Here is a 12,956-nt window from a genome sequence, read left to right as displayed (position 1 = left end):
TCGGCTTCGCCTTGGAGGGACCGTCATGCCGGACACGACCGCGGAAGCCCAGCCCGCCGCCTACACCCCGACCGACCGCACCATGCCCACGCGCGACGCGGAACGGGCGTCGTACGACAGGAAGGTGGTGCACGCGATATTGGACGAGGGGTACGTCTGCCATCTGGGCTTCGTCCGCGACGGCGCCCCCGTGGTGCTGCCCACGCTGTACGGCCGGGTGGGCGAGCGGCTCTACATCCACGGCTCGACGGGTTCGCGCCCGCTGCGGATGACCGGTGCCGCCGACCCGGGTCTTGAGGTGTGTCTGACCGTGACCCATGTGGACGGTCTGGTGCTGGCCCGATCCGCCTTCAACCACTCGATCAACTACCGCTCGGTGGTGGTGCACGGCATCGCGCACCAGGTCACCGACCCCGAGGAGCGGCGGCGCGCGCTGGACGCCCTGGTGGACCATGTGGTGGCGGGCCGCGCCGCCGACTCCCGGCCCGCGAACAAGAAGGAGCTGGCCGCCACCGCGGTGATCCGCCTGGATCTGGACGAGGTCTCCGCGAAGATCCGCACCGGCGACGCCAATGACGAGCCCGAGGACCTCGCCCTCCCCCACTGGGCCGGTGTCGTCCCGCTCCGCAAGGGGTACGACGCCCCGATCCCGAACGCCGACCTGGCGTCCGGGATCGAGCTGCCGGACTACCTCGCCGGGGAGTGACTCTCCTTCGGCGCGGCCGGGTTGTCACCGGGCCCCGCCGGACGGCCGCCCCTGCGTAGCGCGGTCTCGCTCACGGTCAGGCCCGCGACCGCCGTGAGCATCAGCAGGGTGCCGGCCACGGTGGTGACCGTGAGCCGCTCGCCGAGCAGCAGCACGGCGAGCACGGCCGCGGTCACCGGTTCGAGCAGCATGATCACGGAGACGGTGGCGGACCGTACGACGGCGGCGCCCGCGAAGTACAGGGCGTACGCGAGCGCCGTGGGCACGGCGGCGATGTAGCACAGGAGCCACAGCAGCCGGGCCGGGTGGCCGGTGTGCGGAAGCAGCCCCTCGTGCAGCGCGAACGGCAGCAGGCACAGGGTGGTCACCGCGAAGGCCCATACGGTGGTCTCGGCGGCGTCGGCACCGCCGTCCCGGCCCCACCAGCGGGTCAGCAGGGTCATGGCGCCGTAGCCCGCGGCCGACAGCAGCGCGAGCAGCACGCCCGCGGGGCGGACGGCCGCGGCCGAGTCGCCGAAGGTCAGCACGGCGAGTCCGGCGAGGGCCCCGGCGACGGACAGGACACCGCCCGCGCCGAGCCGTTCACCGAGTAGCAGCCGGGCGCCGAGCGCGATGAGCACGGGGCCCGCGCCGAGGGTGACGACGGTGGCCACGGCCAGTCCGGTGGCCGCGACGGCCGCGAAGTAGGCGGTCTGGAACACCGCGAGACCGAGCCCGGTGGCGACGGCCTTCAGCACCCGGCGCGCCGTCGGTTCGGCCGCGCCCCGGCGGGGCCGCGGGCGCAGACCGCGGCCGGCGAGCAGCAGCAGGAGCCCCAGCGCGCAGCGCCAGAAGGAGAGGCCGAAGGCACCCATGTCACTGGTCCGGTAGACCAGGGAGGCGGCGGCTCCGGCGGTACCCCAGGCGGCACCGGTGACGATCAGATAGAGCAGGCCGCGCCCTACGGGCAGACCGGTGGAAGACTTCGGATTCGCGTTTGAGGTCGAGTTCGAGTCGGAGTTGGAACTCGGGTTCTGGTTCTGGTTCGGCAAGGAGGTTTCTCCGCAGAAACGCGCCCAAGAGGCGCGGAAGTTCGAGGGCGGCCCGATCGATCGGGTCGCGCGGACTTCGTCTGCGGGCAGCACCGTCCGGCCCGGCGCTGATCGCGCCGGGCGGGTGTTCCGGAGGCCCGCCTCAGGCGGCGGGCGGCGGAAGTACGAGCGTGGACGGCATGACCAGCACTTTAGGCGGAGGTGCGCTGCTCGGACAACGCCCTTTCCGGGCCGCCGGCGGCCACCGGTTCCAGGGATCCCTTGGCGGGCGCGGCGGACTGGGCGATGAACGCGCCGACCAGGACGACGATTCCGCCGAGGACCTGCGGAGCGGACAGGTGCTCGCCGAGCAGCACCCAGGCCAGCACCGTCGCGATCACCGCCTCCAGACAGGCCACGACTCCGGCGACCTGCGGGGACAGGCGTCGTACCGACAGCACACCGGTGACATAGGCGACCACTGTGGCGACGAGCACGATCCAGACGAGGAGGGCGAGGGCGGGTACGGCGGTGCCGTTCATCCGCGCCGAGCCGGTGAGCGCGGCCCAGTGGATCTCCCAGGGGCGGGCGACCGCGGTGAGCACGAGGGCGCCCACGATCAGGCCGTAGGCGATGACACCCAGCGGGTCCGGTGCCTCGGTGCCCGCGTCGCTGCCCTGGTCGGACAGGATGAAGTAGCCGACCTGGCAGCAGGCGGCGGCGAGCGCGAACGCCAGGCCCAGCGCGTCGAAGCTCAGTCCCGACCAGACCTCCACCACACAGGCCAGCCCGCCGGCCGCGAGGACGACACCGAGCGCGGCGGCACGGGTGACGGGCCGCCGCTGCACGAACCGCACCCAGCCGAGCACCAGGGCGGGCGCCAGGTACTCGACGAGCAGCGCCACGCCCACGGGTATGCGGGAGAGGGCGGCGAAGTAACAGGCCTGGACACCGGCGACGGCGAACAGTCCGAACCCGAGGAGCAGCGCGGGACGGCGGCGGGGCAGGGCGCGATGGCGCCAGGCGAGCGGCAGCATGACCAGGGCGGCGCCGGTCACCCGCAGCCACACCACGTGCAGCGGGTCGAGGCCCGATTCGATCAGCGGTTTGGCGGCCACCCCGGACCCGCCGAAGGCCAGCGCGGAGACGAGCGCGAGACCCAGCCCGACGCCTCTGCCGCCGCTCTCACTGCTCTCAGAGGTACGCACCGGCACATGATGACAGGCGACGACAGGAGCGTCATCCCCGTTGACACCTGTCTCAGGAGATGGACGCCGAGAGGGGATTTGTTTGGGTTCGACGCGGCCTCAGAAGGCCGCGCCCTCCACGAACTCCCCGGAACCGGCCACCCCGGCCCCTCCGGAATCGGCCGCCCCGAACGCTCCGGCCCTGGCCTCGCTCTACTCGGCGCCCCGGGCGGCACTCCGCTCGGCGCTCCGGTCGGCGATCAGCGTGGAGATCCGGTCGGACAGCTCGCGCGCGTCGATCCCCGCGCGTTCGAGCACCTCGACGGCCCGGGAGTCCGGGTCGGCGACGAGCGCGGCGAACAGATCGGGCGCGTCGGCCGCGTGCCCGCCACGCCGCCGGGCCCGCTCCCGGGCCTGACGCAGGGCATCGGCCGCCGCCGGGGACCAGTCGCCCGCGTCGCCCGTGGCGGGACGGGGTACGACGGCGATCGCGCCCGAGTCCTCCACACTGCCCTGCCAGCGCAGGCCGTAGCCGATGCTGCGCTGCACCAGATAGCCGAGAAGCCGGGCGAGTTGGGGCGGACCGCCGACGACGGAGCGCACCTCGGGGTCCTGTTCGAGGAGCGAGTGCAGCAGATGGGCGGTGTCGACCTGCCGGTCGCCGTCCCGCACGGCCCGGCGGCGGGCACCGGCGACCACCGTCGCGAGCTCGACGCCGAGCCCCGCGGCGTCCTGGTGCGGGTGCGCCTCCGGGAAGTCGGGGGCGGTCGGACGGGCGGTACGGGATTGCACAACCCCACCCCATCAGCCACGGCAGACCGAGTCATCCCCGAGCGGAACCATTTGGGCGTCCCACGCAGAGTGGACATCGCCATCGGCGATCTCATCCTTGGGGAGGAGATTTCGGCCGATCCGCCCTGGGGGCGCGCGCCGGTTTGCACACCACCGGCCGGGCAACCGTCGTAGGTCGACGAACGTCACTCAGGACATGGAGGGCAGGCGCGGGTGCTGGCTCGTCGCACTGCCGGCGATCGACGGCAAGGAGTACGTGTACCGGGTCTACGCACCCCGGGACGCGCTGCCCGCCGACCTGTTCTGGGAGGCGTGGCACTGCCATGACGAGAGCGCTCTGCCGCGCGCGTGGGACCTGTTCGACACGGCGGTGATCCGGCACATCGGCTGATGCCGCCCGCACCTTCGCTCGTCCTGACGGTTCATCAGTATTGAATGTTCACCGCCCTGCGGCTACGTTCCGCGACACCGTAGCCGGATTCGCCCGAACCGAAGGGGTGGTCGCATGGCCGAAGTCAGCGCGGAGGCACGCATCGAGGCGCCGGCCGACAAGGTGTGGGCGCAGCTCACCGACTGGTCGTCGTACGGGGAATGGAACGCCACTCACACCGGCTTCCCCGCCGGCGGCCCGGAATCGCTCGCCGTAGGGGGCACGTTCCGGGAGAACATGAAGCTGATGGGGTTCCCGGCCGAGGTCGACTGGACCATCGAGGAGCTGGAACCGGCCCGGGTGTTCGCGATCCGCGGCAAAGGCCCCATGGCGGTCACCGTCACCACCCGCTATACGCTCACCCCGGACGGAAACGCCACGACGCTGCGCATCGACGGCGAGTTCACCGGCGCCGCGGTGTCGCTGATGGCGGCCCGGCTCAAGGACTCGGCGACGACGGCCCTGACCGAGTCGCTGCGCAAGCTGGACGGGCTGGTCGGCTGAGGCGGGCGGGAACGCGGAAGGTGCCCCGCGTAATCGCTCCGCGGGGCACCCGGATCCCGCCTGCCGCTCACTGCACCCGACGGCGGGCTCAGTCCTCGTCGGCGAGGATGAGGTACAGCTTCTTGCGGGCCTCGTTGACGACGGCCAGCGCCTTCTCGCGCTGCTCCTTGGTGCCGGTCTTCCAGACCTGCCCGAAGGCTTCCATCAGCCCCATGCCGGCCTGCCGGATCTCGCCCAGCGCCTCCCAGTCGACCCCGCGCGAGGCCTCCTCCCAGGGCGCCTGAGGCCCCTCCTCGGCGACCCCGCGGCCGCTGTCGGTGAGGGAGAACAGCTTCTTGCCGCCCTCGCTCTCGCTGACGATCAGGCCCTCGTCCTCCAGCATCTGGAGGGTCGGGTAGACCGAGCCGGGGCTGGGCTTCCAGGCGCCGCCGCTGCGTTCGGCGATCTCCTGGATCATCTCGTAGCCGTGCATGGGCCGTTCCTTCAGCAGAGCCAGGATCGACGCCCGCACATCACCGCGCCGCGCCCGCCCCCTGGGGCCACCCCGCCCCCGATGCCCCCAGGGCCCGAACCCCGGACCGAAGCCGGGCCCACCAGGTCCGAACCCCGGCCCGCCCGGACCTCCCGGCCCACCGGGCCCGAACGGCCCGAACGCGGCCCGCCGCACCTCGAACCCGCCCATGCCCCCACCGTGCCGACCGCGACCCTCGTGCCGCTCGAACCCATGTCCACGCATGGTGATCACTCCATTCCGTCACTGATCTATTGCGTCTGCATCGCGTATCGTTCGCGATGCCTCAACGATATATCGGAACCGATCGCCCTGCCAAGCCCCTCCGGGACATCGCCCTCCACTACCCTGCGGGCCATGAACGCGGGCCACTGGTTGGCAGACACCCGGACCTCTGACGACACGGTGGCGGTCAGCTATGCCGATCAACTGCACGGGGTTCTGGCCGGGGCGCCGTACCTTCGGGCGGCTCTGGCGCTGTTCGCCGACCTGGTGCGCGCCGCCGGCGGTGGACCGGTGGCGGATGTGGACTGCGGGCCCGGGCACGTCACCGCGCACCGCCGCCGACCCGAGCACGTCGCGGCATGGCTCCGCGATGAGCGTCCCAGGCGCCGCCCCCTTCGCACGCCATCAGCCCCGCCCTCTGGCCTGCCACAGCGAGGTCGGACCGCATCGCATCACGTGAGACAGGCCCAAATGCGCTCGAACCCTCCCCGCATCAGGCATGCTGAGTCCGCCGAACAAAAGGGACTTCCAGGGAGTGAGCATGTCATTCATCCCCGCTGATCTGCGGTACGCCGAGTCCCACGAATGGGCCCGGCCGGAGGCGGACGGCACGGTGACGGCCGGGCTCAGCGATCATGCCCAGCACGCGCTCGGCGATGTGGTGTTCGTGGAGCTGCCGGAGGTCGGCAAGGTCTTCGCGGCCGGCGACCCCGCCGGTGTCGTCGAGTCGGTGAAGGCCGCGTCGGACATCTACGCGCCGGTCGGCGGCGAGGTGATCGCGGTGAACGAGGAACTGGCCGACAGCCCGGAACTCCTCAACGAGGATCCGTACGACGCCTGGATCTTCAAGCTCAAGCCGTCGAACAGGTCCGAGCTGGACAAGCTCCTCGACGCCGCCGGCTACCAGGCGGCCGTCGGCGACTGACCGCGTCGCGCCCGCCCCGCCGCTCGCACTCCGGTGGCCACCGAGTGCGTGAAGCGGGCCAGTACTCCCGAATTGGCCTTGGTCCAGGGGCTTGCGCAGCCGCTAGCTTCGGGGAATGCGGATTCGAATCGTGGACGCCTTCACCGACCGGCCCTTCGCGGGCAACCCCGCCGGTGTGCTGCTCCTGGACGGCGACGGCTTCCCGGGCGACGGCTGGCTACAGGACGTCGCCGTGGAGGTCAATCACGCCGAGACGGCCTTCGCCCACCGGCTGCCCGCGGGCGGCGACGCCGACTGGGCGCTGCGCTGGTTCACACCCGTCACCGAGGTGGCGATGTGCGGGCACGCCACGCTGGCCACGGCACATGTGCTGCACACGACCGGGACGCACGAGGGCCCCGTGCGGTTCGCCACCCGCAGCGGGGTGCTCGTCGCCACACCCGCCGCGGACGGCGCGATCACCCTCGACTTCCCCACCGCGCCGCTCACCTCCGTCGCCGTGCCGGACGGCGTCGCCGAGGCGCTGGGCGCCGAACCGGTCGCCGCCTTCGACACCGGGGCGAACGTCGGTGACCTGCTGGTGGAGTTGGCGGACGAGAAGACCGTCCGCGGGCTCGCCCCGGACCACAAGGCGCTCGCCGCCTACTCGGCGCGCGGCATCATCGCCACCGCCCGCGCCGACGACCCCGCGGGAGGCTACGACTACCTCTCCCGCTGCTTCTTCCCGAACGTCGGCATCGACGAGGACCCCGTCACCGGCAGCGCCCACACCGCGCTCGCCCCGCACTGGTCCGCCCGCCTCGGCCGCCCCGATCTCACCGGCCTCCAGGCGTCCCCCCGCACCGGCCTGGTGCGCACCGGACTGCGCGGCGAGCGCACCCTGCTCACCGGCCGCGCGGTCACCGTCATCGAGGGCGAACTGCACGCCGGCCCGGACGCGTGACCGGACGACCGTCTCAGGCCGTCGGCAGCCAGCCCACCTTGCCCGCGAGCAGCGCGTAACCGACGAACGCGCCGATGTCGAGCAGCGAGTGGGCGACGACCAGCGGCCCGACCCGGCCCCAGCGGCGGTAGAGCCAGACGAACACCACGCCCATCACCATGTTGCCGAGGAAGCCCCCGATGCCCTGGTAGAGGTGGTACGAGCCGCGCAGGACCGCGCTGGCCACCAGCACGGTCCCCGGCGCCCAGCCCAACTGGCCCAGCCTGCGCAGCAGATAGCCGACGACGATGACCTCTTCGAGGACCGCGTTCTGCACCGCGGACAGGATCAGCACCGGGAACTTCCACCACACACCGGGCAGCGCCTCGGGGACGACCGTGAGGTTGAAGCCGAGGCCCCGCGCGGCCAGGTAGAAGGCGATCCCGGTGCTGCCGATCATCGCCGCGACCGCCGCGCCCCGGCCGAGGTCGGGCCAGGGCCGGGTGCGGTCGAAGCCGAGGGTACGCAGGCTCCTGCCCTCGCGGAGCAGGAAGTGGGCGACCAGGGCGACGGGGACCAGCGCGGTCGCGATGCCGAACAGCTGCCAGGCGAGGTCGAGCCAGGGGCGGCCCGGCGCGGCCGAGGCGTTGAGGGTGGCGGCCTGGTCCTTCAGGCCGCCCGGCTTGGTCACCGAGCCGATGAAACTGATCAGCGCGGAGACCCCGCTCGCGCCCAGCGACAGCGCGAGCACGAGGATCGTCTCGTCGCGCAGGATCCGCCGCGTCCGCTGCTCCAGCCCGTCCCCCAACCCGACCGCCACCTTCACCCCTGCCTCCCGCACCTCACGAGCCCACTCCCGCATTGCCCGCAAGGATCGCAGAAGCACCTGGGAGAACCGCGCACCGGGCCACCGACCCCGACGCGCGGCACCGCAGCTCCCCACGCGCCCGCCATGAACCTCCCGCTCAACCCATCGGCACCGGCTCCGGCAGTCCCACCGGCCACATGTGCACCGGCTCCCCCACATGCATCAGCTCGGCGTACCGCCGTGTCGTCGCGGCCAGCGCGGCCTCCCGGGACAGTCCCCCCTCCAGGGCGCGATGGAAGGTCGCGGCCTGCCAGGAGGCGCCGTTGACCCGGCGCCGGCAGCGCTCCTCGATGACGCCGAGGTAGAGATCGCGGTCGGCCGCCTCGACGCCCCACGCGTCCAGCCCCGCCGAGGCCAGCGGGAGCAGTTCGTCGCGGACCAGGGTGACCGCGTCGACCTCGCCCGTACCGCCGTACCGCCCGTGCCTGGGCCAGACGAAGCGGGCGTCGATGCCGTAGCGGCAGGCCGCGTCGAAGTTGGCCTCCGCGGCGTCGAACGGCAGCCGGGTCCACACCGGGCGGGACTCCTCGGCGAGGGCGCGCACCAGGCCGTAGTAGAAGGCCGCGTTGGCGATGACATCGGTGATGGTCGGGCCGGCCGGCAGTACCCGGTTCTCCACCCGCAGATGCGGTACGCCGTCCGCGATGCCGTACACCGGCCGGTTCCAGCGGTAGATCGTGCCGTTGTGCAGCACCATCTCGGCGAGCTTCGGGGTGCCGCCGGCGGCGATCACCTCCAGTGGCTCCTCGTCGTCGCAGATCGGCAGCAGGGCCGGGAAGTAGCGCAGGTTCTCCTCGAACAGTTCGTACGCCGAGGACACCCACCGTTCGCCGAACCAGGTCCGCGGCCGTACGCCCTGCGCCTGGAGTTCGGGCGGCCGGGTGTCGGTGGACTGGAGGAACAGCGGCGGTCGCGACTCCCGCCACAGCTCGCGGCCGAACAGGAACGGCGAGTTCGCGCCCACGGCGATCTGCGCCGCGCTCGCCGCCTGCGCCGCGTTCCACACGTCCGCGAACCGTCCCGGCGTCACCTGGAGGTGCAGCTGCACGGAGGTGCAGGCGGCCTCCGGGACGATGGACTTGGCGGTGCAGACCAGATGCTCCACGCCCTCGATGTCGAGCCGGAAGTCCTCCCCGCGCGCGGCCACGATCTGGTCGTTGAGCAGGGTGTAGCGGTCGACCTCGGAGAGGTTGGAGGAGACCAGGTCGTCCCGGCCGAGCGTGGGCAGGATGCCGGTCATCACGATGCCCGCGTCGACCTCACCGGCCTTGCGGTCGGCATAGGCGAGCGAGGTCCGCAACTCCTCGGCGAGGCGGTCGAAGACACGGCCGCCGAGCCGGTGCGGGGCTATGTTCACCTCCAGATTGAACATCGCGAGTTCCGTTTGGAAGTCACGGCTCGCGATACGTTCGAGCACTTGGCCGTTCAACATTTTCGGCATGCCGTCCGGACCGGCGAGATTCAATTCGATCTCGACGCCCATGAGGTTCCTGGGGCGGTCGAATCGCTTCTCGACCAGCAGTCGCTCCAGCCCCGTCAAGCACTTCTGGAGCTTTTCGCGATAGCGCTGGCGATCGGACAGGTCGAACTGCCCTGCCACGACCTTCTCCCCCATCTAAGCGTCCCTCCTCGGATGGGCGGGCCGGCGTTCCGGCCGCCGGGGCTCCCGGGTCAGGTGGAGTAATGCCCAGTGAAAGCGATCGATAACGTCCCGCGCCACCCGGACGCCCGCTACGCTGTCGTCATGTTCCCTGCGGCACATTCACGGGGCATGTCGCGAGCGCACCTTCGGGTGCCCCGAACGCCTCGTGAAAAACGCCGATGACTTTCGGCCGTCCGCGAGCGGAGCGTATGGCGAGGCCAACGCCGCGTGACCGCCCGTAAACCGGGATAATTCCCGCGAATCAGCGGCCTATTCCTGCCTTGTCGGGACCACCGCATTGGGATAGACGAAACTCCGCTTGAACACACGTCGTATAAACTTTGCCCACAAGGCGGGAGGGTGGCGCCCTCGGTCCTGGTCCTGCCGCATTCCTGCCGCTCCGGTTGACGGGCGGCGGAGCGCGCCGCACCCTCGTTCTCCACCGACCGGCCCCCACCTCTCCGGCCTTCCGTGAGCAGACAGCGCCGTCCGCCCCACCTCCCTCGCGCCCCGCGCCTGTCGAATGAGAGGCGACCCACCATGCCGCTTCACGTTGCCCCTGCCCCCGCGCCCACCCTGCGCTCCGTCCTCACCGCCCTGGGCTCGCCGACCGCGGTCCGTGAGGCCCGCACCCCCTCCCTGCGTGCCGCGCAGGGTCCATCGACGCCCGAACTCCCTTTGCCCGTCCATGTGTTGGACCGGATCACGCCGCAGGGCCTGTCCGCCACCCGGCTGGCGGGCTGGCGCTTTCTGATCCGCTGCGGCGACCGGGCGGTGGCCGCGGCGGAGACCATGCTCACCCCCGACGGCTGGGCCTTCTCGCACTTCTTCGAGGGCCCGTACGTCGCCTCCACCGAGCTGGCCCTGAAGCAGGCGGAGACACTCCAACACCCTTACCAGCCAAGACTGTTGTCGGTTCCCGGGCTCTACATGCTCACGCTGTGGCTGCATGGCGACACCGCGGCCGACGGCGCCGAGGGGCACCCGGCCGCCACCGATCTGCTGGTCCCGCTCGCCCCTGCACCGCCCGGCATCGCGGCGCACCGGCCGCATCCGGTCGCCGATCTGCTCCCGGTGCTGACGCTGCGGGCCACCCGGCTCCCGCTGCTCGGCTCACCGGCGGCCTGACCCGGGGCGCCGGACGGATCGGCGGCTCGTCTCCCAGGGGCCCGGACGGAACGTCCCTCCGTCCGGGCCCCCGGACGGACTAGTCCACCTCGGTCAGGCGAACCACCCGAATTGAAAGGGTAGTTGGGCTGAACCGTCCGCCCGGGTGACGCGTCCTCAACCTGTGGGAAGCGGTGCCTCGAAATCCCTGCGGAACGACGCCCGTGGGGCAAGACTGGGTTCCGAACGACTGCATGACGGGGGACGCCATGACCACCACGGAGCGAGAGATCCCATTCATGTGCCAGCACCAGCCACCGTGCCCGTCAGCCGAGTCCGCCGACCGGGAGTCCGCCCGTCTCGTGGCGCACCACCCGGAACAGGGATGGAGCCTGCTGTGCAACGGTGTCCTGTTCTTCGAGGACACCGGTGAGCTGCTGCCCGACGGCCGCGTCATCGCCCCGCACCGCCCGCTCGGCACGGACGAGGTGATGACCGCCGCCTGACCGGGGCGGCGCCGCGAGGACCCGAGGGGCCGGCCGCACCCGTTCCGGTGCGCGACCGGCCCCGACGTGTCTCCGGCTGGCCCTGTCCCCGTCACGGGAGTGGGATGGAAGGAGACGGCACGGGACACCGGTGAGGAACGGTGAGTCATGTCCGGTTACGACGCGGTCGGACGTGTGGTGGTCGGGGTGAGCGGCTCCCTGGGCAGCGTCACGGCGCTGCGGCGGGCCGGGGCGCTCGCCCGCCGGCTGGGGGCCGAGCTGTGGCCGGTGCTGGCCTGGGAACCGCCCGGCGGAGATGCGGCCACCCGCCGCTCGGCCGCCGCGGCCGTGCCCGACGACGAGTGGCAGCGGCTGGCCGGGGGCCGGCTGGTCGCGGTCCTGGAGGAGATCTTCGGCGACCGGGGGCCCGGGGTGCCGATCCACGCCATCGTCGTGCGCGGCACCGCCGGCCGGGCGCTGGTGGCGATCGCGGACCGCGAGGACGATCTGCTGGTCGTGGGCGCGGGCCGACGGGGCCTGCAACGCGCCTTCTCCGGCCGGGTCCGCCGGCACTGCCTCGCCCACGCCGACTGCCCGGTGCTCGCCGTACCGCCGTCCCCGCTGGAGTCCCAGCTGCTCGCGGTCCACCGGCGCAACGCCTGGCATCTGCCCATGGACACCCGGGGCCTGTGAGCGCCCCGGCCCGCGTGAGAGGCCCCCTGAACCGGCCCCGCCGAGGCAGCGCCGGATGACGCGGGCGGCCGTACCGGACCCGTCAAGAATCCGGCCCCGTCCATCAGAGCGCCGTCAAGGCATTGTGCCGTTCCGCCCGCGACTGTCTAACGTCGAGGTCATGGAGCACAGCGACGACACACGGGCCCGGGTGGCGAGCCCGCGGCCACCGACCACCGCCACCACCGTCGCGTACGACCACGAGTGGGCCGGCGAGATGCGCACCGCCCTGCGCTGCGCCGCCGCCCTGCTCGCGCTGCTGCTGTGCATCGACGGCGCGGCCGGCTCCCTCACCTGGTGGCGGGGCCTGCTGTGGTCCGCCCTGGCCCTGCTCCTGCTTCTCGTCCTGTATCCGGCCAAGGTGTCGGCCGGTGACGGCTGGCTGGCCAGTAGGAGGCTGCTGCGCACCCGTCGGGTCCAGACCGATCTGCTGGTCGCGGTCCGCCCGCTGGACGGCGTCAACCAGCGGCTGGTGCTGCGCGACCTCCTGGGGAACCGGGTGGAGATCGACCCGGAGGTGCTGGTGCGCAACCCCGCCCTGTGGCACCGGCTCGACGACGGCGCCCGCCACTCGCTGGCCGGCGGCACCCTGCGCTGCGGCACCACCGCCCTCGACCGGCTCGCCCGCCGACTGGACCGCGAGACGGCCCTGGCGGTCTTCCGGGCCTCCGGACTGGAGTGACCGTGCCCCGGCCGACACCCACGCACGATGACACTCGGTGGCCACTGATTCCCGGGGAGCGCCCTGCGCCACCCGTTCGGCTCAGCTCCTGATGATCCGCTCCTGCCTCAGCTTCTTGATGCGGCCCTGATGGCACCGCGCCATTCTTAACGCAAGATTGATGCCTCCCCGCCCCTGATCCGGAGGCCCAGGCGTCACGCTCTGCATACGCTGGTGCCGCCGTCCGTG

The 12,956-nt window shown here is 72.1% G+C and carries 15 protein-coding genes; 9 read left to right on the top strand and 6 right to left on the bottom strand.

What is annotated here, in order from left to right:
- Positions 1-25: 25 nt before the first annotated feature.
- Complete coding sequence (locus HEP81_RS32055; RefSeq protein WP_037658106.1) at positions 26-706, top strand: pyridoxamine 5'-phosphate oxidase family protein; 681 nt, start codon at positions 26-28, stop codon at positions 704-706.
- Here the strand turns inward: HEP81_RS32055 and HEP81_RS32050 are convergent.
- The 3 genes from HEP81_RS32050 to HEP81_RS32040 all read right to left on the bottom strand — a co-directional run bounded on the left by HEP81_RS32050 (position 688) and on the right by HEP81_RS32040 (position 3,695).
- A complete protein-coding gene (locus HEP81_RS32050; protein ID WP_037658179.1) occupies positions 688-1,656 on the bottom strand; it encodes a DMT family transporter in 969 nt (322 codons plus the stop codon). The genes HEP81_RS32055 and HEP81_RS32050 overlap by 19 nt on opposite strands.
- 272 nt (positions 1,657-1,928) lie before the next feature.
- Positions 1,929-2,930 carry an EamA family transporter gene (locus HEP81_RS32045; protein WP_037658109.1) on the bottom strand — a complete coding sequence of 334 codons (1,002 nt, stop codon included), beginning with the start codon at positions 2,928-2,930 and terminating at the stop codon, positions 1,929-1,931.
- A gap of 186 nt (positions 2,931-3,116) precedes the next feature.
- Positions 3,117-3,695: a Clp protease N-terminal domain-containing protein gene (locus HEP81_RS32040; RefSeq protein WP_037658111.1), complete on the bottom strand. Its 579-nt coding sequence runs from the start codon at positions 3,693-3,695 to the stop codon at positions 3,117-3,119.
- 196 nt (positions 3,696-3,891) lie between these two features.
- On the opposite strand from HEP81_RS32040, the gene HEP81_RS32035 reads away from it, so the two are divergent.
- Together HEP81_RS32035 and HEP81_RS32030 are read left to right on the top strand one after the other, a co-directional pair.
- Positions 3,892-4,086 (top strand): hypothetical protein, encoded by a 195-nt coding sequence (locus HEP81_RS32035; protein WP_037658112.1) that lies wholly within the window; start codon positions 3,892-3,894, stop codon positions 4,084-4,086.
- 114 nt (positions 4,087-4,200) lie between these two features.
- Positions 4,201-4,629, top strand: a complete 429-nt coding sequence (locus HEP81_RS32030) for a type II toxin-antitoxin system Rv0910 family toxin (RefSeq protein WP_037658113.1) — start codon at positions 4,201-4,203, stop codon at positions 4,627-4,629.
- A gap of 88 nt (positions 4,630-4,717) precedes the next feature.
- Here HEP81_RS32030 and HEP81_RS32025 read toward each other — a convergent pair whose 3' ends face one another.
- The gene (locus HEP81_RS32025) at positions 4,718-5,365 is read right to left on the bottom strand and encodes a PadR family transcriptional regulator (RefSeq protein ID WP_078967493.1); all 648 of its coding nucleotides are present in this window, start codon (positions 5,363-5,365) and stop codon (positions 4,718-4,720) included.
- 541 nt (positions 5,366-5,906) lie between these two features.
- Here HEP81_RS32025 and gcvH point away from each other — a divergent pair.
- Positions 5,907-6,290, top strand: a complete 384-nt coding sequence (gcvH, locus tag HEP81_RS32020; RefSeq protein WP_037658117.1) for a glycine cleavage system protein GcvH — start codon at positions 5,907-5,909, stop codon at positions 6,288-6,290.
- Between the two features lie 115 nt (positions 6,291-6,405).
- Entirely contained in the window at positions 6,406-7,233 is an 828-nt protein-coding gene (locus tag HEP81_RS32015; protein WP_037658120.1) for a PhzF family phenazine biosynthesis protein, read from the top strand.
- Positions 7,234-7,246: 13 nt separating this feature from the next.
- Here HEP81_RS32015 and HEP81_RS32010 read toward each other — a convergent pair whose 3' ends face one another.
- Entirely contained in the window at positions 7,247-8,074 is an 828-nt protein-coding gene (locus tag HEP81_RS32010) for a CPBP family intramembrane glutamic endopeptidase (RefSeq protein ID WP_051850310.1), read from the bottom strand.
- Between the two features lie 103 nt (positions 8,075-8,177).
- Positions 8,178-9,695, bottom strand: a complete 1,518-nt coding sequence (locus HEP81_RS32005) for a glutamate-cysteine ligase family protein (RefSeq protein WP_037658124.1) — start codon at positions 9,693-9,695, stop codon at positions 8,178-8,180.
- A 567-nt stretch (positions 9,696-10,262) separates the two neighbouring features.
- On the opposite strand from HEP81_RS32005, the gene HEP81_RS32000 reads away from it, so the two are divergent.
- The 4 genes from HEP81_RS32000 (at position 10,263) to HEP81_RS31985 (ending at position 12,728) form a co-directional block, all read left to right on the top strand.
- Positions 10,263-10,850 carry a hypothetical protein gene (locus tag HEP81_RS32000; RefSeq protein ID WP_037658126.1) on the top strand — a complete coding sequence of 196 codons (588 nt, stop codon included), beginning with the start codon at positions 10,263-10,265 and terminating at the stop codon, positions 10,848-10,850.
- 278 nt (positions 10,851-11,128) lie between these two features.
- Positions 11,129-11,335: a DUF5999 family protein gene (locus HEP81_RS31995; protein ID WP_037658181.1), complete on the top strand. Its 207-nt coding sequence runs from the start codon at positions 11,129-11,131 to the stop codon at positions 11,333-11,335.
- Between the two features lie 147 nt (positions 11,336-11,482).
- A complete protein-coding gene (locus HEP81_RS31990; RefSeq protein WP_037658128.1) occupies positions 11,483-12,007 on the top strand; it encodes a universal stress protein in 525 nt (174 codons plus the stop codon).
- 160 nt (positions 12,008-12,167) lie between these two features.
- Positions 12,168-12,728 carry a hypothetical protein gene (locus HEP81_RS31985; protein WP_037658130.1) on the top strand — a complete coding sequence of 187 codons (561 nt, stop codon included), beginning with the start codon at positions 12,168-12,170 and terminating at the stop codon, positions 12,726-12,728.
- Positions 12,729-12,956: the final 228 nt, after the last annotated feature.

This window comes from Streptomyces griseofuscus, from assembly GCF_014673495.1.
Classification (GTDB): domain Bacteria; phylum Actinomycetota; class Actinomycetes; order Streptomycetales; family Streptomycetaceae; genus Streptomyces; species Streptomyces murinus.
The sequence above is the reverse complement of the archived record's forward strand: the minus strand, read 5'-3'. Positions and strand labels throughout refer to the sequence as shown.